This window comes from Novosphingobium sp. TCA1 (assembly GCF_009811895.1).
Lineage (GTDB): Bacteria > Pseudomonadota > Alphaproteobacteria > Sphingomonadales > Sphingomonadaceae > Novosphingobium > Novosphingobium panipatense_A.
Map to the genome: position 1 here is coordinate 94,834 of NZ_BLJH01000001.1, position 19,317 is coordinate 114,150.

General features: G+C 64.7%; 19 protein-coding genes. 9 read left to right on the forward strand and 10 right to left on the reverse strand.

Annotation, left to right across the window (positions count from 1 at the left end; genetic code table 11):
- Positions 1 to 34 precede the first annotated feature (34 nt).
- From NTCA1_RS00545 to NTCA1_RS00570, 6 genes are all read right to left on the reverse strand, one after another.
- A complete protein-coding gene (locus tag NTCA1_RS00545; RefSeq protein ID WP_086493383.1) occupies positions 35 to 688 on the reverse strand; it encodes an inner membrane-spanning protein YciB in 654 nt (217 codons plus the stop codon).
- Positions 688 to 1,629 (reverse strand): signal recognition particle-docking protein FtsY, encoded by a 942-nt coding sequence (ftsY, locus tag NTCA1_RS00550; protein ID WP_159827213.1) that lies wholly within the window; start codon positions 1,627 to 1,629, stop codon positions 688 to 690. Before ftsY ends, NTCA1_RS00545 begins: the two co-directional genes overlap by 1 nt.
- On the reverse strand, positions 1,626 to 2,804 hold the full coding sequence (locus NTCA1_RS00555) for a MiaB/RimO family radical SAM methylthiotransferase (protein ID WP_159827215.1): 1,179 nt from the start codon (positions 2,802 to 2,804) through the stop codon (positions 1,626 to 1,628). The genes ftsY and NTCA1_RS00555 overlap by 4 nt, the downstream gene beginning before the upstream one ends.
- The gene (gene dapF / locus NTCA1_RS00560) at positions 2,801 to 3,619 is read right to left on the reverse strand and encodes a diaminopimelate epimerase (protein ID WP_159827217.1); all 819 of its coding nucleotides are present in this window, start codon (positions 3,617 to 3,619) and stop codon (positions 2,801 to 2,803) included. Before dapF ends, NTCA1_RS00555 begins: the two co-directional genes overlap by 4 nt.
- Positions 3,620 to 3,678: 59 nt before the next feature.
- Entirely contained in the window at positions 3,679 to 5,412 is a 1,734-nt protein-coding gene (locus NTCA1_RS00565) for a bifunctional diguanylate cyclase/phosphodiesterase (RefSeq protein WP_201282387.1), read from the reverse strand.
- A gap of 114 nt (positions 5,413 to 5,526) precedes the next feature.
- Positions 5,527 to 6,462, reverse strand: a complete 936-nt coding sequence (locus tag NTCA1_RS00570; protein ID WP_086493379.1) for an isopenicillin N synthase family oxygenase — start codon at positions 6,460 to 6,462, stop codon at positions 5,527 to 5,529.
- Positions 6,463 to 6,606: 144 nt separating this feature from the next.
- Between NTCA1_RS00570 and NTCA1_RS00575 the strand changes: the two genes are divergently transcribed.
- From NTCA1_RS00575 to NTCA1_RS00585, 3 genes are all read left to right on the forward strand, one after another.
- A complete protein-coding gene (locus tag NTCA1_RS00575) occupies positions 6,607 to 7,020 on the forward strand; it encodes an EVE domain-containing protein (RefSeq protein ID WP_159827219.1) in 414 nt (137 codons plus the stop codon).
- Positions 7,021 to 7,135: 115 nt separating this feature from the next.
- A complete protein-coding gene (locus NTCA1_RS00580) occupies positions 7,136 to 7,318 on the forward strand; it encodes a CsbD family protein (protein WP_086493378.1) in 183 nt (60 codons plus the stop codon).
- A 203-nt stretch (positions 7,319 to 7,521) separates the two neighbouring features.
- Positions 7,522 to 7,740: a hypothetical protein gene (locus NTCA1_RS00585; RefSeq protein WP_236549020.1), complete on the forward strand. Its 219-nt coding sequence runs from the start codon at positions 7,522 to 7,524 to the stop codon at positions 7,738 to 7,740.
- A 2-nt stretch (positions 7,741 to 7,742) separates the two neighbouring features.
- Here NTCA1_RS00585 and NTCA1_RS00590 read toward each other — a convergent pair whose 3' ends face one another.
- Positions 7,743 to 9,056, reverse strand: a complete 1,314-nt coding sequence (locus tag NTCA1_RS00590) for an MFS transporter (RefSeq protein WP_086493377.1) — start codon at positions 9,054 to 9,056, stop codon at positions 7,743 to 7,745.
- A gap of 208 nt (positions 9,057 to 9,264) precedes the next feature.
- On the opposite strand from NTCA1_RS00590, the gene pgsA reads away from it, so the two are divergent.
- Both pgsA and NTCA1_RS00600 read left to right on the forward strand, forming a co-directional pair.
- A complete protein-coding gene (gene pgsA, locus NTCA1_RS00595; RefSeq protein WP_086493376.1) occupies positions 9,265 to 9,858 on the forward strand; it encodes a CDP-diacylglycerol--glycerol-3-phosphate 3-phosphatidyltransferase in 594 nt (197 codons plus the stop codon).
- A 207-nt stretch (positions 9,859 to 10,065) separates the two neighbouring features.
- Positions 10,066 to 11,193 (forward strand): MFS transporter, encoded by a 1,128-nt coding sequence (locus tag NTCA1_RS00600; RefSeq protein ID WP_159827221.1) that lies wholly within the window; start codon positions 10,066 to 10,068, stop codon positions 11,191 to 11,193.
- Positions 11,194 to 11,197: 4 nt separating this feature from the next.
- Here the strand turns inward: NTCA1_RS00600 and NTCA1_RS00605 are convergent, their stop codons facing one another.
- The 3 genes from NTCA1_RS00605 to NTCA1_RS00615 all read right to left on the reverse strand — a co-directional run bounded on the left by NTCA1_RS00605 (position 11,198) and on the right by NTCA1_RS00615 (position 14,412).
- Positions 11,198 to 12,094 carry a hydrogen peroxide-inducible genes activator gene (locus NTCA1_RS00605; RefSeq protein ID WP_086493374.1) on the reverse strand — a complete coding sequence of 299 codons (897 nt, stop codon included), beginning with the start codon at positions 12,092 to 12,094 and terminating at the stop codon, positions 11,198 to 11,200.
- The gene (gene rnd, locus NTCA1_RS00610; protein WP_236549075.1) at positions 12,091 to 13,362 is read right to left on the reverse strand and encodes a ribonuclease D; all 1,272 of its coding nucleotides are present in this window, start codon (positions 13,360 to 13,362) and stop codon (positions 12,091 to 12,093) included. Before rnd ends, NTCA1_RS00605 begins: the two co-directional genes overlap by 4 nt.
- Before the next feature lie 81 nt (positions 13,363 to 13,443).
- Positions 13,444 to 14,412 carry a hypothetical protein gene (locus NTCA1_RS00615; protein WP_159827224.1) on the reverse strand — a complete coding sequence of 323 codons (969 nt, stop codon included), beginning with the start codon at positions 14,410 to 14,412 and terminating at the stop codon, positions 13,444 to 13,446.
- A gap of 186 nt (positions 14,413 to 14,598) precedes the next feature.
- Between NTCA1_RS00615 and aspS the strand changes: the two genes are divergently transcribed.
- The 4 genes from aspS to mltG all read left to right on the forward strand — a co-directional run bounded on the left by aspS (position 14,599) and on the right by mltG (position 19,316).
- On the forward strand, positions 14,599 to 16,383 hold the full coding sequence (aspS, locus tag NTCA1_RS00620; protein WP_159828215.1) for an aspartate--tRNA ligase: 1,785 nt from the start codon (positions 14,599 to 14,601) through the stop codon (positions 16,381 to 16,383).
- Positions 16,384 to 16,639: 256 nt separating this feature from the next.
- A complete protein-coding gene (locus NTCA1_RS00625; protein WP_007013838.1) occupies positions 16,640 to 16,876 on the forward strand; it encodes an acyl carrier protein in 237 nt (78 codons plus the stop codon).
- Positions 16,877 to 17,062: 186 nt separating this feature from the next.
- A complete protein-coding gene (fabF, locus tag NTCA1_RS00630) occupies positions 17,063 to 18,322 on the forward strand; it encodes a beta-ketoacyl-ACP synthase II (RefSeq protein ID WP_086493371.1) in 1,260 nt (419 codons plus the stop codon).
- Between the two features lie 19 nt (positions 18,323 to 18,341).
- Complete coding sequence (gene mltG / locus NTCA1_RS00635) at positions 18,342 to 19,316, forward strand: endolytic transglycosylase MltG (RefSeq protein ID WP_159827227.1); 975 nt, start codon at positions 18,342 to 18,344, stop codon at positions 19,314 to 19,316.
- Position 19,317 lies beyond the last annotated feature (1 nt).

The window sequence follows — 19,317 nt, forward strand, 5'->3', positions numbered from 1 at the left end:
TTCAGGCGGCGGTAGGTCCGCCGCCCGGATCGGTTCAGTCGTGCGGCGGGTTCTCGATCACTTCTTCCTTCGCGGCCTCGCCCATGCCGTGCTTCAGCACCATGGGAAGCTGCGAGAAGGTGAAGACGAACGAAAGCACCGTGAAGCCCCAGAGCTTGGCTTGAAGCCAGGTGTCGAAGCTTACGGTGAAGACCAGCGCGGTGTTCAGCACCGCCAGCAGGACGAAGAACCACGCCCAGTTGCGCGAGAGCTTCATCCAGCCTTCCTCGTTCAGCCCTTCGAAGGCGGACTGGAGCAGGTACTTGAGCATGGGCTTGCCGCGCATGAGGCCCACGAAAAGTACGGCGGCGAACATCAGGTAGACGGCCGTGGGCTTGATCTGGATCCAGAAGGCATCGTGGAACACCACGGTCAGCGCGCCGAAGCCGACGATCAGAACCGTTGTCAACCAGAGCATCGGCGAGATGTGGCCGAGCCGCCATTTCGACACGCCCAGCGCGATCACGGTCGCGATCATGAAGGCGATCGTGCCCTTGATCACGGCGGATACGGTGCCGATCGTGTCGCCTTCGCCCGCAGGGGAGAAGTGGCGATAGGCCAGGAAGAAGATCAGCAGCGGGCCGAAATCGACGACGAGATTGACCCAGGAACTCTTGGGCTTCTGGGCGGGTGCGGTTTCGGCGTTCATCAGGCGATCCCTGCGATCACGCGGGCCAGGAGGTCCGGGTTGAAGGGGCGCAAGTCGTAGATCTTCTCGCCGACGCCGATGGCGTGGATGGGCAACCCGTACTGCTCGGCCGCCGCGACGAGGACGCCGCCGCGCGCGGTGCCGTCCAGCTTGGTCATGATCAGGCCGGAAACCCCGGCCACTTCCTTGAATATCTCGATCTGCGAAAGCGCGTTCTGGCCGTTGGTGGCGTCGAGAACGAGCACCACGTCATGCGGCGCCTCGGGGTTGAGGCGGCCCAGAACGCGGCGGATCTTGGACAGTTCGTCCATCAGCTCACGCTTGTTCTGGAGACGACCGGCGGTGTCGACGATCAGGGCGTCGATGCCCTGGTCGGTGGCGGCCTTCACGGCATCGAACACGATCGAGGCAGGATCGCCGCCTTCCGGGCCCTTGACCAGCGGAATGCCGAGGCGGTCCGCCCAGACGCCGAGCTGGCCGATCGCGGCGGCGCGGAAAGTGTCGCCCGCCGCCAGCATGACCGAATAGTCCTGCTCCTGGAACAAGTGCGCCAGCTTGGCGATCGTCGTGGTCTTGCCCGAACCGTTGACGCCGATCACCAGGATCACCTGCGGGCGGGGGAAGGCGACGACGTCGAGCGGCTTGGCCACCGGGCGGAGGATTTCCGCGATCTCGCGGGCGACCACTTCCATGATCGCGCGTTCATCGGCATCGCGCTCGAAGCGTTCGTCGGCAAGGCGGGCGCGGATGCGGGCGGCGGCACGTGGGCCGAGGTCCGACATGATCAGCGCATCCTCGATATCGTCGAGCTGCGCCTCTTCGAGCCTGGTCTTGCCGACGATGCCGGACAGGTTCTCGCTCAGGCGTTCGGAGGTCTTGCGAAAGCCGCCGAACAGGCGGTCGGACCAGTCGCGCTCAGCCTGCTGGCCTTCGGTACTCATGATTCCAGTATTCCTTCGACTACCCTTGCGGGCGTAACGCGGATCAGCGTGCCGGGCTGCACGTCGGCGGGCAGGCTTACGGTCGCGAAGTTTTCCGCATGGCCTTTCGCGCCTCTTTCGGCAAGCACGGATAGCGGTTTGCCGACAAGGCCGGCCAGCCAGCTTGCCCGTGTTTCCGCGATTTTCGTGCGCAGTTCGGCGGCGCGGTGCTTGATGGCGGCGGCATCGACTTGCGGCATGCGCGCCGCCGGGGTGCCGGGGCGCTGCGAATAGGGAAAGACGTGGCCGTGGACGACCTGCAGCGCTTCGACGATGGAGAGGTTGGCGGCATGGGCCTCCTCGTCCTCGGTCGGAAAGCCTGCGATCAGATCGGCGCCGATAGCGATTTCCGGGCGGCGCGCGCGCAGGGCCGAGACGAGGTTCACGGCATCGGCGCGACTGTGGCGCCGCTTCATGCGCTTGAGGATCAGGTCGTGCCCGTGCTGGAGCGAGAGGTGGACATGCGGCATGACCCGCGTCTCGCCCGCCAGCAGCGCGAACAGGGCATCATCCACTTCGGCGCCGTCTATCGAGGAAAGGCGCAGGCGCGGCAGGGCAGGATAGTTCGCGAGGATCGCTTCGCAGAGGGTGCCCAGGCGGGGAGCGCCTTCGAGGTCACCGCCCCAGGAGGTGAGGTCCACGCCGGTCAGGACGATCTCGTTCACGCCTGCGTCCAGATGAACCGCCACGTCGCGCAGCACTTCCGCCACGCTGCGCGAGCGGCTGGGGCCGCGCCCCTGGGGGATCACGCAGAAGGTGCAGGCGTGGTCGCAGCCGTTCTGCACTTGCACGAAGCCGCGCGTATAGGCGCGGCGCTCGACGGGAGCAGGGGTGGTGGGCACGTTCCAGGCACGCGGGTCGAGCTTGGCGGTATTCGGCACAAGACCATCGACTTCGGGCATGGCGGCCAGCATTGCGCGTTCGACTTCGGCTGCGCAGCCGGTGACGATCAGGCGCGCATCCGGCCGTTCCTTGCGGGCGCGGCGAATGGCCTGACGGGTCTGGCGCACCGCCTCGGCAGTGACCGCGCAGGAATTGACGACGACCAAATCTTCCGCGCAGCGCAGCAGGCCGCGCAGCGTTTCGCTTTCGGAAATATTGAGGCGGCAGCCGAGCGAATGGACTTCGACGGTCAATCTGCGATCCCGTAGTCCGCCGCCGCGAAAGAGCCCCGGAACGATTCGGTGGCGGGTCCGGTCATGACGATCTCGTCGTCGGCGCGCCATTCGATGGTCAGCGGGCCGCCGGGCAGGGTGACGGTTACCTTGCGGTCGACAAGGCCGCGCTTCATCGCGCCGATAGCCGTGGCGCAGGCGCCGGTGCCGCAGGCGCGGGTGAGCCCGGCGCCGCGTTCCCAGACGCGCAGGGTGATCGCATCGCGCGCGGTGACGGCGGCGACGTTGACGTTGATGCGTTCCGGGAACAGGGGATCGTTCTCGATCAGCGGACCGAGGCGGACCATGTCGATGGCATAGGGATCCTCTACGAAGAAGATCACGTGCGGGTTGCCGACATTGACGGCGATGGGATTGATCAGTTCTTCCCAGGCCACCGGCATCTTGTAGGTGTCCATCGGATAGCCGAGCGGAATCGCGTTCCAGTCGAACCGGGGCTTGCCCATCTCCACGCTGATGCCGCCGTCCGTGGGGGTCGTGGAGACCATGCCGCCCAGCGTTTCGATCAGGGCGGGACGGCCGTGGAGCAACCCGATGGCGCGGGTGGCGTTGCCGCAGGCTTCCACTTCGCTGCCGTCGCCGTTGAAGATGCGCATGCGAAAGTCGCCCCGGTCGGAAGGGGCGAGGATTACCAGCTGGTCGCAGCCGATGCCGGTGTGGCGATCGGCGAGGGCTGCCGCCAGTGCGGCATCCACGACCGGCAGAGCGTCGGTGCGGCCGTCGAGCACGACGAAGTCGTTGCCCAGGCCGTGCATCTTGGTGAATTCGATCCGCATGGCGGCGATTTATGCGCTAGGCGGCGTCAGGTCCAGCGAAAGCCGCGAGGACCCGGCTGTCAGGCGCTGCGGGGCAGCGGATCGTGCGGGGTGCCGGCAGCAGCTTCCCGTTCCTCCTGGCGCCGTTCCTGTTCCTGGCGGGCCTCGATCCTGCGGCGCAGGATGTCGAGATCGTTGATCGTTTCGGCATCGGCCACGATCTCGACGCCTTCGAGCCATTCGGCAAGCTGGTCCGCCGGACGCGGGCGGCCATAGAGATAGCCCTGACCCTTGATCGGACCATATTGCCGCAAGTGGGAGAGCACTTCGCCGCTTTCGATCCCTTCGGCGGTTACCGGCAGGCCGAGCCCCTTGCCCAGCAGCGCGATGGCATGGACGATGGCGGCGCTGTCCTTGTTTTCGGCCAGGCCGGACACGAAGGAGCGATCGATCTTGATGCGGTCGAAGGGCAGGCTGCGCAGCATGGCGAGCGAACTGAAACCGGTGCCGAAATCATCGAGGCTGACCTTGATACCCTGGTTCTTGAGGCTGGCGATCAGCGAGCGGACCTGGGCGATGTTCTGGTGCAGGCAGGATTCGGTGATCTCGATCTCGAGCCGTTGCGGCGGGAAGCTGGCTTCGAGCAGAAGTTTCAGCAGCTTCTGCGCGAACCAAGGATCGCGCAGCTGCACGGGCGAGATATTGACCGACAGGGTCAGCCGGGCGTCCCATTCCTGCGCGTCCTGCAAGGCGCGCGCGATGAGCCGTTCCGAAAGTTCGGCGATGGCGCCGATCTCCTCGGCGACGGGGATGAAGATATCGGGCGCGACAATGCCGAAGCGCGGGGAATTCCAGCGCGCCAGCATCTCGAAGCCGGTGAGTTCGCCGGTCTGGAGATCGACCTGCCGCTCATAGAAAGGCACGAACTCGCCAGCGGATATGCCTTGGCGAATGCCGGTTTCCAACTCGCTGCGAAGCCGCATTTCCTCGGCCATCGGTGCCTCGAACCAGTGGAAGCTGTTCCGGCCCTGGCGCTTGGCATGATACATGGCGATGTCCGCCCTATCGAGCAGCACGCGGGAGTCCGGGTTGCCCCCCTCCTCACCCGGCACGGGGGGGAGCAGGTCCGAACGGGAGAGACCGATCGAGGCCGTGACATCGATGTTGATGGCATTGACCGAGGCGCTCTGGCCGATGGCTTCCACCAGCGATGCGGCGATACGGTCTATCCGGTCAGCGCGATGGGGCACGAACTCCATGGCGACGGCGAATTCGTCACCGCCGATGCGGCTGATCAGGGCGCCGTCGGGCAGGCAACCGGAAATGCGGCGTCCGCATTCCTGAAGCAGCCGGTCGCCGGTCTTGTGGCCGTTGCAGTCGTTGACCTGCTTGAAATTGTCGAGATCGATCATCGCCAGCACGACGGCCCGTTCACGGCGCTCCGCGCCTAGCACCAGTTCGTCCACGGCGCGGTGAAAGCTGCGGCGGTTCAGGAACCCGGTGAGCGGATCGGTTTCCGCGAGGTGGCGGGCATGTTGTTCGGCGCGCTTGCGCTGCCGGATCTCGTCGCAAAGCTGGCGATAGCGGCTCCATCCGAAGATGATGATGGCGATGTTGAGCAGGAAGGCGTTGAGCAGGAAGCGATCCGGCCCGGGGCCGCGTCCGGCAAGCGACTTGACGACGGCCGGGCCGATCGCGGCGCCGGTGGCGATGAACAGCAGGATGGCGGCCGTGACGATGCCGAGCGCGACGATGTCGACCTGGCGATCCCCGTCGCCATCCGTCTCCACCCGTGCAGCCCCAGTTCTGCTCACTCAATGTCCCCCTGCTTAGATCCCCGGGCGGTTACCTAACGCAGTGGACTGAAATATTGGTTAAATCGAACAGGCCGCCGCGCATCCGAGAGGAGCGCGGCGGCCTGTTGTCGATCACATCTTGAGGCCGATTTCGCGCAGACGCTCCTGGAGGTAGTCGTCGGCGGTGATGCTGACCGGATAGCGATCCGGGTTTTCCTCGGTGATGCACTGGTCCAGCGTCTTGAACGGGAAGTCGCTGCGAAGGTGCAGGAAGAACGGCATCGAATAGCGGCTATGCGCCGCGCGGTCGCCCGCGGGGTTGCGCACGCGGTGCGTGGTGGATGGCAGGACGTGGTTGGTCAGGCGCTGGAGCATGTCGCCGATGTTGATGACCACTGCGCCTTCGGGCGGAGCGACGGAAAGCCATTCGCCGTTCTTGCCGAGCAGTTCGAGACCCGCTTCCTGCGCGCCGAGCAACAGGGTAATGAGGTTGATGTCCTCATGGGCACCGGCACGGATCGCACCGCCGGCGCCTTCGGCCACGGGCGGATAGTGCAGCAGGCGCAGCACCGAATTGCCGTCCTCGATCGCCGGATCGAACCAGCGCGAATCGAGGCCGAGATAGACGGCGATCGCGGCGAGGATCTCGGCGCCGGCCTTGTCGAACTGGGCGTAGAGTTCGGTGAAGGTTTCCTGGAAGCCGTCCACTTCGCTGGGCCAGATGTTGGGGGGCATCGAGGCGGCCAGCGGCGAACCGGCGGGGAGGTCCCGGCCGATGTGCCAGAATTCCTTGAGGTCCTTCTCGGTCGCGCCCTTGGCCACTTCGGTGCGGAAGGGGGTATAGCCGCGTGCGCCGCCCTGGCCTGCGATGAAATAGCCGCGCTTGACCGCGTCCGGCAGGGCGAAGAACTCTGCGGTGAGAGCCCAGGCGCGGTCGATCAGGGCCTGGTCGATGCCGTGGTCGCGGACCATGGCGAAACCGAAAGTGCGGAAGCTCTCGCCGATACGCTGCGAGAAATCGGCGCGATCGGCTTCGAGGCTGAGGACGGGGATCTGGGCAAGGTTCATCGAAAGTCTTCCAAACAGGATCGGCAGATTGCGACTCGCCGCCTGCGAGGAAGCGCCGAATCGCGGGTGTTGTCTCCGCCGATTGAATCGTTATGCCGCCCCTATAGAAGTTTATTGCTCCAACGCGAAATCGAAAGGCACGAGATGGCGAAGCGCTACTGGCTCATGAAGTCCGAACCCGATGCCTACGGCTGGGACGATCTCGTCGCGGAAGGTGAGGGCACCTGGGACGGCGTGCGCAATCACCGCGCCGCGGGCAATCTTCGCGCCATGCAGGTGGGCGATGAAGCGTTCTTCTACCATTCGAACATCGGCAAGGAGATCGTCGGGATCGTCACGATCAGCGAGGCGGGGCTTACCGATCCGTCCGACCCCGACGGGAAGTGGGCGGCGGTCAAGGTCAAGCCCGTGCGCAAGGTTAAGCGCCCGGTCACGCTCAAGCAGATCAAGGCCGATCCCAGATTGGCCGACATGGAGATGATCCGGCTTTCGCGTCTTTCCGTGGCCGAAGTCACGGCGGAAGACTGGGACTACATCGTTTCGCTGGCAGGTGGCTGATTCGTCTCCGGCAGGCAACGTTTCGGCGCAGCACCCTGCAACTTCCTGCGCGCCATCCCGGTTTCATGACTGTGCAGACGGCGGATTATCGCCGCTACAGATAAGGAGATCGATCATGGGTGAGCTCAAGGACACCATCAAGGGTCTGGGCAACGAGATTGCCGGCAATGCCAAGCAGGCCGCAGGCAAGCTGCGCAACGATCCGGCGCAGCAGGTCGAAGGCAAGGCCCAGGAAAAGAAGGGCGAAGTCCAGCAGGGCGTCGGCAAGGTCAAGGGCGCTCTGGGCGACCGGATCTGACGGTTCGTTTCTGCCCGTTCGTTTCTGCAATGCTGAAACGTTGAAAGAGGTCGCCTTCGGGCGGCCTTTTTTCATGGGTATCGCTGCGCCGAGGCGCGGCGTTAAATCTCGTTTATGCCCCTTTATGACCGCATAGCGTCCCGCATCGGGATGCCTCTTTCGGACGAGTGGTCAAACGTAAACAAAGTCTTAATCTGTGCGCCATGTCACGACGCGCACTTGTCCTCACCCATGAGCAGGCCGGTCATCCGTTCCGGCGCTCCTTGCCAAGCCGGGTCTTTCGCGGCGCCAGGCCGCCCGCTGTAGAGGCGGCCGAAGATGCGCGGGCCAGGACCGACTGGCAGCTTACCGGCGGCGACTGGCGCAGCTTCCTTTCGGCTTACTGCGTCTCGCTTTTAGCTGTGGCGGCCTTCATCATCTGAATTCAGGGCCGCTTGGCGGCCCGCTCGGCACGGTAGAGCAGCAGGCCCAGCCAGGCGGAGGCGACGCAGCAGAGCGCCACGACCATGAGTTGGGTCACGACCGCTAGCCCCAGCAGCGACATGATGCCGGTAGCGATCGCGCCCACCACCATCGCGCCCGAATTGACGATATTGTTGGCGGCGATGGTTCTGGCCGTCTGCGACTTGTCCACGAAGGTCGTGAGGAAGGCGTAGAGCGGCACCACGAACATGCCGCCGCAGACGGCGATGCCGAGCAGCGTGAGCAGCAGCGGCAGGGCCAGCGGCTGGACCACGAACGTGCCCACGTTCATCAGCTTTTCCGGCCCGCCGTGCGGCGGCCAGATCGCGCAGACTTCCTGGAAGGCGAGCAGGAACAGGCCCATTCCGATCACCGAGAGCGGCGACCAGCGGGCGGACACGGAGCCCTTGAGCAGGGCATTGATCGCCACGGAGCCGATGGCGACACCCACCGAGAAGATCACCAGGAACAGGCTGGCCACTTCCTTGCTGGCGTGGAGCATGTTCTTGGCGAGCGGGGGGAAGTGGACGAACAGCACGGTGCCGATCGCCCAGAAGAAGCTGATCGAGCAGATCGCCAGATAGACCCGGCGATCCTGCATCGTCGTGCGCACGAGGTTAATCGAGGAGCGGATGACGTGGTAGTCGATCGGTTCCGGCTTGCCGAGCGGCGGGGCCGGAGGAACCTGCCTGCCCGCGAAATAGCCGATCGCGGCGATGACCACGACCATCGCCGCGGCGGTGTCTACGCTGATCCACCCGGCCACGATCGTCCCGGCCAGCACTGCTATGTACGTGCCTGCCTCCACCAGTCCGGTGCCGGACAGCACTTCGTTGTCCTTGAGGTGCTGCGGAAGGATTGCGTATTTGATCGGTCCGAAGAAGGTCGAATGGATGCCCATCGCGAAAAGGGCCAGCAGCATGAGCGGGATCGCGACCAGGTGCAGCGCGATGCCCTGCCAGGCCAGCGCCAGTCCGGTGCCGCCCACCAGCATGATGATGATCTCGCAGAACTTGACGATGCGGATGATGCGGGACTTGTCGCGCATGTCCGCCATCTGCCCGGCCAGCGCCGAAAGCAGGAAGAACGGGATCACGAAAATGCCGGAGGCCAGGGCGCTGAACCGCGCTTCGGCCGTCTCGGAATTGTAGACGCCGTAGACGACGAAAAGCACCATCGCGTTCTTGAACAGGTTGTCGTTGAACGCGCCAAGCAACTGAGTGACGAACAGGGGCAGGAATCGCCTTGCCCGGATGAGTTGGGTCGTCGTGGTCATGTCGGAAAAATTCGGCGGCCTCGCTTCATCGTTGCGGGGACACTTAATGCGGTGGGGCGAGGGCACAAGCCCCGTAAGGCTTTTTTGCCGCCCGCGCAGGCGGCAGGCGCACCAATGCGCCGCTGTTGGAAATCGTCCGGCAACAAACGTCGCGCCGCTTCACAAGCCAATTCTCAAACGGGAGAATCGGGGCTATGGGCTAGGGAACATGCTGACCTTGCCGAATATCCTCACGCTCTCGCGGATCGTCGCACTGCCCCTTCTGGCCTTCCTGCTGTGGTGGCCGCGATGGGAATTCGGCTATGGCCTGGCTTTCGGGCTCTACTGCCTGATGGGTATCACCGACTATTTCGACGGCTATCTCGCCCGGTCCAGCGGTACCGTTTCGAAGCTCGGCGTCTTCCTTGACCCGATTGCCGACAAGATCATGGTCGCCACCGTGATCCTGGTGCTGACGGCGCAGGGCATCCTGACCGGGCCTTTCGTGGGCGACATGCATGTCATCGCCGGGCTGATCATTCTCGTGCGCGAGATCGCGGTTTCGGGCCTGCGGGAATTTCTCGGCGGGTTGCAGGTTTCCGTCCCGGTGAGCCGTCTGGCCAAGTGGAAGACAACCTTCCAGATGATTTCGCTGGGCGCGCTCGTGCTCGGCGCGGCGATGCCCTGGTGGAACGTCGATCTGGGCGCGCTGGAGGTCAATGTGCCGCACACCGTCGGCCTGACCACGCTCTGGGCGGCTGCGGCGCTAACACTGATCACCGGCTGGGACTACCTGCGGGTCGGCCTCAAGCATATGGACTGACTAAAGAGCCTGTTGCAATTTTGGCGACAGAGCTTGAACTCGTTGCGTTTGGCACAAGCGTGATGGCGCGGCAGTGCGCCCGCAGGTTCGGGGGGACTCTCTATCAAGGATAATCCCATCACCGCCTCGCTCTGCCTTCTCGCCGCCCAGTTCCGCAAGCCTTCGCCATCGGGCGAGCCGCGCCGGGAGCGCGCGTTCGGCCGTTCGATGGTCTTCGCGCTGGCAGCCTCGGCTGGCCTGACCGTGGCCAATATCTATTATGGCCAGCCCATGCTGGGCCTGATGGAGCGGGAGATCTCCGGCACGGCCATCACTTATGTGCCGACCGCGACCCAGCTCGGCTATGCAGCGGGACTGCTGCTGCTGGTGCCGTTGGGAGACCTGCTCGAGCGCAAGCGGCTGATCGTCATGCAATGCCTCGCGCTTTCCGTAGCGCTGGCACTGGTCGCCCTGGCGCCGACCGGGGCCACGGTGCTGGCCGCGTCGCTGCTCGTCGGTCTCCTGGCCTCGGTGGCCCAGCAGATCGTTCCGCTCGCCGCCAATCTCGCACCCGAGGACAAACGGGGCGCCGTCGTTGGCACGGTCATGGCCGGGCTGCTCTGCGGCATCCTGCTGAGCCGGACGTTGGCGGGCTTCGTCGGCGGGACTTTCGGCTGGCGGGCGATGTTCTGGCTGGCGGTGCCGCTGGCCTTGCTGACGGCGGGGCTCATGGCCTGGCAGCTTCCGCGCAGCCGCCCGGTTTCGGGCGGGCTCGGCTATCTCGGGCTCATGTCTTCGCTACGCGATCTCTGGCGCGAATTCCCCGCGTTGCGTCTGGCGACGCTGACTCAGTGTACGCAGTTTGGCGTCTTCAGCGTGTTCTGGACGATCCTGGCGCTGCATCTTCAGGAGCCGCGCTATGGCCTCGGTTCAGAAGCGGCAGGCCTGTTCGGCGTGCTTGGCGCTGCCGGTGTTCTCGCCGCGCCGATTGCCGGACGCATCGCCGACCGGCGCGGTCCCCATCCGGTGATCGTGGCGGCCAGCGCGCTGACGCTGGTGTCCTGGCTGGTCTTCGGGTTCTGGACGTCGCTGATCGGGTTGATCGTCGGCGTGCTGCTGCTCGATTTCGCGATCCAGGCCAGCCAGATTTCCAACCAGAGCATCATCTACGCCCTGCGCCCCGAAGCACGCTCGCGGATCAACACCGTCTACATGGCCTCGATGTTCTTCGCCGGTTCCGCCAGTTCGGGCGCGGCGACAGTGGCCTGGCACAATTGGGGCTGGACCGGTGTGGTCGTGCTGGGCACCGCGATCGCGGCGTTGGGGCTAGGACTTCAGACGCTGCGTCGAGCCTGAACCTTCAACCCGCCCGCAGTTCATCCGCCAGCATGCGGAATTCTTCCGCGCGGGGGGAGTTCTTGCGCCAGACCAGCGCGATCTCGCGGTTGGCATTGGGCGAGAGCAGGGGACGGGCGACGACATTGGTGCCGTTGAGAATCCCCGCGTCGATGGCCATTTCCGGCAGCATCGTCAGGCCCAGGCCATTGTCGACCATCTGCACCAGAGTATGCAGCGATGTCCCGATCATGGTGGCCGAGGCGCGCAGTTCGGGGCGGTTGCAGGCGGCCAGCGCATGGTCCTTGAGGCAGTGGCCGTCCTCCAGCAGGAGCAGGCGGTGCTCGTCGATCACCTCGGGGCCGACTTCTTCCGGCGGATTGCGCGGATCGTCGCTGGGGAAGGCGACGAAGAAGGCGTCCAGTTCGATCGTCTCCTTCTCGACCTCGCCGGTGGCGTAGGGGAGGGCCAGCAGCACGCAATCGGCGCGGCCATGGTGCAGCGATTCGATGGCGGCCTGGCTCGGTTCCTCGCGCAGGAACAGCTTCAGGTTCGGGCGTTCGCGGCGCAGGCGGGGCAGCATGCGGGGCAGCAGGAAGGGGGCGATCGTCGGGATCACGCTCATGCGCACTTCGCCCGAGAGCGGCTTGCCGCTGGACTGCACGAGGTCGGAGAGTTCCTCGGTCTCGCGCAGGATGCGGTGGGCCTTGGCGACCACGGCATTGCCGAGCGGCGTAAAGCGCACCGCGCGCTTGGTGCGTTCGACCAGGGTTACGCCTAGCAGCGCCTCAAGATCGCGAAGCCCTGCCGAAAGCGTGGACTGCGAGACGAAGCAGGCATCGGCGGCGCGGCCGAAGTGGCCGTGCTCGTGCAGGGCGACGAGGTACTGGAGCTGCTTGAGCGTGGGCTGGTAGACGGTCACTCGTCCCCCGAGACCTCATTAGGCGTGACCTCATCAGGCGTAACCCCATCAGGAGCGGCCTCGTCGGGTTCGGCTCCATCGGATTCCACCGAAGCCACCTCATCCTCGACCCGCGTCATCTTCAGCTTGCCGTTCTCCACCGCGAAAGCCAACTTGCCTTCGACGAGCGCGAGCGCATCCTTGCCGAACACTTCGTAGCGCCAGCCTTCGAGGATCGGCAGCTTCTTGCGCACGCCCGCGGCCAGCAGTTCGAGGTCTTCGCTGCGGGCGAGCAGGCGGGCCGCCACGTCGATCTCGCGCGCGCGGATCTTGAGCAGCAGCTTGAGCAGGTCCGCCACCAGAGCGCCTTCCTTGCCCAGAGGCGCGCCCTTGGGCGTGCGGGGCGGAAGTTCGTCCTCGGCCAGCGGCTGTGCCTTGGCGATGGTGTTCATCAGCCGCTTGCCGATGTCGTTGTCCTTCCACCCTTGCGAGAGGCCGCGCACTTTGGCGAGGTCGGCCTGCTGCTTGGGCGGGTGGCTGGCGATATCGGCCAGGGTTTCGTCACGGGCGATGCGGCCGCGCGGGATGTTCTTGCCCTGGGCCTCATGCTCCCGCCATTCGGCGATGGCCTTGAGGCGGCCGAGCATTGCGGGATTGCGACCCGCTGCCTTGATCCGCTTCCAGGCCTGGCCTGGATCGTTGCGATAGTGTTCGGGATCGGCCAGCTTTTCCATTTCCTGGTCGAGCCATTCGCCGCGCCCGGTCTTCATCAAACGCTTCAGGATCTTGGGAAAGATCTTGGAAAGATGGGTGACGTCGCCGATCGCATATTCGATCTGCCGCTCGGTCAGCGGGCGGCGCGACCAGTCGGTAAAGCGCGCGCCCTTGTCGATGGTCAGGCCCATCCACGATTCGACCAGGTTGGAATAGCCGATCTGCTCGGACTGGCTGATTGCCATCATCGCGATCTGGGTGTCGAAGATCGGATGCGGGGTTCGGCCGGTGGCGTTGTAGATGATTTCCACATCCTGCCCGCCCGCGTGGAAGACCTTGAGGACCTCCTCGTTGTCGGTCAGCAGGTCGAGCAGGGGCGTCATGTCCAGCCCGTCTGCCATCGGGTCGATCGCGGCCGCTTCCTCGGTATTGGCGATCTGCACCAGGCACAGTTCAGGCCAATAGGTGTTCTCGCGCATGAATTCGGTGTCGACCGCCACGAAATCGGATTTCGCAAGGCGTTCGCACAGCGCGGCGAGGTCGTCGGTCTTCGTTATCAGCGGGTGAATTTTCATTTCGACCGTGGCGGTAACGCGAAGACGGCGGAGGATCAATGTTTCCGGGCCGTCAAATTCTCTGACAAATGACGAATCTGCCTATTTTTTGCGCAGCAGGCCCCCGAAGACACGGTTCAGCAGGCTGGGCGAGGTCTCCGCTTCCAGTTCGGCGATGCTTTCGCGTGTCACCAGGCGGTGGCGAAGCTGGGTGCCGGTGACGTGGATTCCCGGTGGCGGCAGATGCCAGGCCTCGGTGGGCGGAGTCGGGGCGAAAGGTTCCGTGACTTCGTGATGGCCGAGTGAGGTATGGGCCGGGCCATGAGGTGGCGCGGATGCGTCTTCGACCCCGGTTCCATGCGCGCGTCCTTCGCCTGCCGCCAGTGCCGCCGCCTCGAAGGCCGGATACGTGCCGTCACTGCCGACGATCACGGCCATGGAGCGGGGCAGACCTTCGGCCATGGCGGCATCGCGGACGGCCTGATGGCTGAGCACCGCCAGATAGCAGGCGCCGACGATGAAGGCCCGCTGCTCCTCGATCGTCGCCATGCCGCGCAGGCAGAGCGCTTCTATCGCGGCAATGACGATGTGGAGATCCTCAAGGCCCGAAAGTTGGAGCCGGTCGTCATTGTCTTCGGCGCTGCCCTGCCAGGCCGGACTGCCACAGGCGAGGGCTAGATCGGCGCGAGCTGCCCGTGAAAAGGGCCATGCCCTGTCGGTGTAGTAGGAGGTTTCGTAGAAGGGCCTGCGGTTTTCCGCATCGGCTGCGGCAAGCGGAGCCAGGCAGATGTCGAGGCTCAGTGCCGTGATCGGATCGCCGGGCCGGTCGAGCTCGGCGATTCGCTCCAGCATGCGTGGCCACCCCGTGACGGAGACATCCTGCGCCGAGATGAAGCGAAAGCGTGCGGGCAGGGGGAGGCCCTCGCCGCAAAGGAAGACGAGTTCGTCCTTGAGGCGGCGCGCGGCTTCGTCCGCGCGCCCTTCACGCAGCATGGCCTCGATGGCCCGGCGGAACTGATTCTCAGGTGCGCCGTCGATCGTGACGGTTCCCGAAATCTGCGCGTTTTCCATGTGCTCCATCGGCGAAACCCGTTTTGCGGAGCACGTTAGGGCCAGAATGGTTTATTTCGCGTTATCGCGGCGCCCGTTTCAACCTCTCTCGCGCTTCCCGCCTATCTCTTCTGGAAATCGCCGCGCCACTCGACTAGGGGGCACGGCTTGCAACCCAATTCAGTCCAGAAGAAGCGCGAGCCCGCCATGACTCATCCCTATCGCTCCCACACCTGCGGTGCCCTGACCGCTGCCGAGGTCGGCCAGACCGTCCGCCTCTCGGGCTGGGTGCATCGCAAGCGCGATCACGGCGGCGTGCTCTTCGTCGACCTGCGCGACCACTACGGCATGACCCAAGTGGTCGCCGATACCGACAGCGCGGCACTGGAACTGCTCGATTCGCTGCGCCTCGAATCGGTCGTGACGATCGAGGGCACCGTGAAGGCCCGCAGCGAATCGACCGTGAACGCCAATCTCGCCACCGGCGAGATCGAGGTCTACGCCCGCAGTGCCACGGTGATCAGCCGCGCCGAGGAACTGCCGATGCCGGTGGCCGGCGAGCAGGAATATCCCGAGGATATCCGCCTGCGCTATCGCTTCCTCGACCTGCGCCGCGACACGCTGCACGCCAATATCGTCAAGCGCACGAAGATCATCTCGGACATGCGCCGCAAGATGGAAGGCATCGGCTTCACCGAATACTCGACGCCGATCCTCACCGCTTCCAGCCCCGAAGGCGCGCGCGACTTCCTGGTGCCGAGCCGCATCCATCCCGGCAAGTTCTATGCGCTGCCGCAGGCGCCGCAGCAGTACAAGCAGCTGCTGATGGTCGCCGGTTTCGACCGCTATTTCCAGATCGCGCCCTGCTTCCGCGACGAAGACCCGCGCGCCGACCGTCTGCCGGGCGAGTTCTACCAGCTCGATCTCGAAATGAGCTTCGTGACGCAGGAAGAAGTCTGGGAAACCATGGAGCCGGTGCTCCAGAGCGTCTTCGCAGACTTCGCCGAGGGCAAGCCGGTGACGCCCGCCGGTGAGTTCCGCCGCATTCCGCACGCCCAGGCGATGCTGGACTACGGTTCGGACAAGCCGGATCTGCGCAACCCGCTGATCATCAAGGACGTGACCGCGCACTTCGTCGAATCGGGCTTCGGCATCTTCGCGGGCATCGTCGCGAACGGCGGCACGATCCGCGCGATCCCGGCGCCCGGCGCGGGCGCGGGGAGCCGCAAGTTCTTCGACGACATGAACAACTGGGCGCGCGGCGAAGGCTACTCCGGCCTTGGCTACATCAACATCAAGGACGGCGTCCCGGGCGGCCCGATCGCCAAGAACCACGGCGAGGAAAAGACCGCCGCGCTGATCGAGGCGCTGGGTCTCGGCCCGAACGACGGCGTGTTCTTCGCTGCGGGCAAGGAAGAGCAGGCGGCCAAGCTGGCCGGTCTCGCCCGTATCCGTACCGGCGAACAGCTCGACCTGATCGACAAGGACCGCTTCGAGCTGTGCTGGATCGTCGATTTCCCGTTCTTCGAGTGGGACGAGGACAACAAGAAGGTCGATTTCGCGCACAACCCGTTCTCGATGCCGCAGGGCGGCATGGAAGCGCTGGAAGGACAGGATCCGCTGACGATCAAGGCGTTCCAGTACGACCTGGTCTGCAACGGCTACGAGATTGCTTCGGGTTCGATCCGCAACCAGTCGCCGGAACTGATGGTCAAGGCCTTCGAGATGGTGGGCCTGACCAAGCAGGACGTGGAAGATCGCTTCGGCGGCCTTTACCGCGCCTTCCAGTACGGCGCCCCGCCGCACGGCGGCATGGCAGCCGGTGTGGATCGCATCGTCATGCTGCTTTGCGGTGCGCAGAACCTGCGTGAAATCACGCTGTTCCCGATGAACCAGCGCGCCGAAGACCTGCTGATGGGCGCGCCGAGCCTGGCCGAATCCAAGCAGCTGCGCGAACTGCACATGCGCGTGGTGGAACCGCAGAAGGCCTAAGTCGGGGCCTGATTTCAGGCCTGAATCGTCATTGCTGTCCCGGCAGGCCATGGGTTTGCCGGGGCGGCCTTCCCACGCTATCTTCGGTGTCTGCTCGGAAATATCCGGGAAACATGGCCGGGGCGTGGATAAAACGGGACATGGCGCTTGTGCGTCGTGATCCTATCTTGTGTGCGAGGCTTGCCAGCGCGCCGCCCAGTCATTAGGGCGACAGGCGAGATTCCACACCTCGCGAATTTTTGAAGGGGTTTATTCAATGAGCGATACCGCCGATCGGGTTAAGAAGATCGTCGTCGAACACCTGGGCGTCGAAGCCGACAAGGTGACGGAAGAAGCAAGCTTCATCGACGATCTGGGCGCTGACTCGCTCGACATCGTCGAGCTGGTCATGGCGTTCGAAGAAGAATTCGGCGTCGAAATCCCTGACGATGCTGCCGAGAAGATCAGCACCGTTTCGGATGCCATCAAGTACATCGAAGAGAACAAGGGCTGAGCCCGGCTTTTCGGCTACTCTCGCGACCTCCGGCCATGGGCCGGGTCGCGGGCGGCTGTGATCCCGGTTCATAACCGGATTGAACTCGACAGGCTCGACCTCTAAGGGGGCGGGCCTGTTGCCGTTTCTGCAGGCTGGTTTGCGCCAGCCGCGTTTTCGGCGAAATTGCTTTTTCGGAGAGCATGAATGCGTCGTGTTGTCGTCACCGGACTTGGTCTTGTCACTCCGCTTGGGGCAGACGTGGAGACTACCTGGGCCAACATCCTTGCCAGCAAGAGCGGGGCGGGCCCGATCACCAAGTTCGATGCCTCGGACCAGAAGTGCCAGATTGCCTGCGAAGTGAAGCCCGCCGATCACGAGTACGGCTTCGATGCGGGCAAGCGCGTCGATCACAAGATCCAGCGCCAGGTCGATCCCTTCATCGTCTTCGGCATCGATGCCGCCGGGCAAGCCCTCGAGGATGCCGGTCTCACCGACATGAGCGAGGAAGACAAGCTCATGGCCGGTTGCTCGATCGGTTCGGGCATCGGCGGGTTGCCGGGCATCGAAAGCGAATCCCTGGTGCTGGCCGAGAAGGGCCCTGGCCGCGTCTCGCCGCACTTCGTCCATGGCCGCCTGATCAACCTGATCTCGGGTCAGGTCTCGATCAAGTACGGCCTCAAGGGCCCGAACCACGCGGTCGTCACCGCCTGTTCGACCGGCGCGCACTCGATCGGCGATGCCGCGCGCATGATCAAGGACGGCGATGCCGACATCATGCTGGCCGGCGGCGCCGAATCGACCGTCTGCCCGATCGGCATTGCCGGCTTCGCACAGGCCCGCGCTCTGAATAGCAGCTATAACGACCGCCCGGAACAGGCTAGCCGTCCTTACGACAAGGATCGTGACGGCTTCGTCATGGGCGAGGGCGCAGGCGTTCTCGTGCTCGAAGAGTACGAACACGCCAAGGCACGCGGCGCCAAGATCTACTGCGAAGTGATCGGCTACGGCCTTTCGGGAGATGCCTTCCACGTCACCGCCCCGGAACCCACCGGCGACGGTGCCTATCGCTCGATGCAGATGGCGCTGAAGAAGGCAGGGCTGACCCCCGCCGACATCGACTACATCAACGCCCACGGCACTTCGACCATGGCCGACACCATCGAACTGGGCGCCGTGCGCCGCCTGTTCGGCGATGCCATCGGCACGGTCTCGATGAGCTCCACCAAGTCGGCCATCGGCCACCTGCTGGGCGGCGCCGGTGCGGTCGAATCGATCTTCTGCATCCTGGCGATGCGCGACCAGATCGTTCCGCCCACGCTCAACCTCGACAACCCGGACGAGGGTTGCGAGGGTGTCGACCTCGTCCCGCATGTCGCCAAGAAGCGCGAAGTGCGCGCCGTGCTGAACAATTCGTTCGGCTTTGGCGGCACCAACGCCAGCCTGGTGATGCGCAAGATCGACTGATCAGCGGGGATTTGGGGCGATGATGTCGCGGCGCAACTGGATACTCGTCGCGGCCATCGGCCTGGCGGCTGTGATCGCCTTGTGGTCCTTCGTGGGGGGCTGGTACGGTTCCGGCCCCCTCAAGGAGGACCGCCATTTCCTGGTTCCGGCGGGCGCCTCGCTATCGGCCGTGGCCGAGCGGCTGGAAAAGCAGGGCATGGTGCGCAGCGCCCGCGGCTTTACCTTGCGCGCCCGCGTATTCGGCGGGGGCAGTGCCATCAAGGCAGGCGAATTCGCCATTCCCGCCCATGCCAGCCCCTCGCGCGTGCTGGCGATCCTTTCCAGCGACGAGATGGTGCGCCGCTTCGTGATGGTGCCGGAAGGCATGCCCTCGATCATGGTGTTCGAGCGCCTGAAGGCACAGGAGCACCTCAGCGGCGACATCTCCACGCCGAACGAAGGCTCGGTCCTGCCGGACAGTTACGCCTATGAAAACGGTGAGCCGCGCGCCGCCGTTCTGCGGCGCATGCAGTTGGCGATGTCGCAGGCGCTGAAGGAACTCTGGGACAAGCGTTCGCCGGGTCTGGTGGTCAAGACTCCCGAGCAGGCGCTCATTCTCGCGTCGATCGTGGAGAAGGAAACCGGCAAGCCTTCCGAGCGCCGCATGGTGGCGGGCCTCTACTCCAACCGCTTGCGCATCGGCATGCCGCTCCAGGCCGACCCGACGATCATCTATCCGATCACCAAGGGCAAACCGCTCGGCCGCCGCATTCGCCAGTCCGAAATCCGTGCCGTCAACGATTACAATACCTACACCATGGCGGGGCTGCCCAAGCATCCGATCACCAATCCGGGACGCGCATCGATTGCCGCCGTGCTCAATCCGGCGAAGACCGATGCGCTCTACATGGTGGCGGACGGCACCGGCGGTCACGTCTTCGCGGCTACGCTGGACGAGCATAACGAGAACGTGAAGAAGTGGTTCGCCATCCGTCGGGAGCGGGGCGAGATCTGAA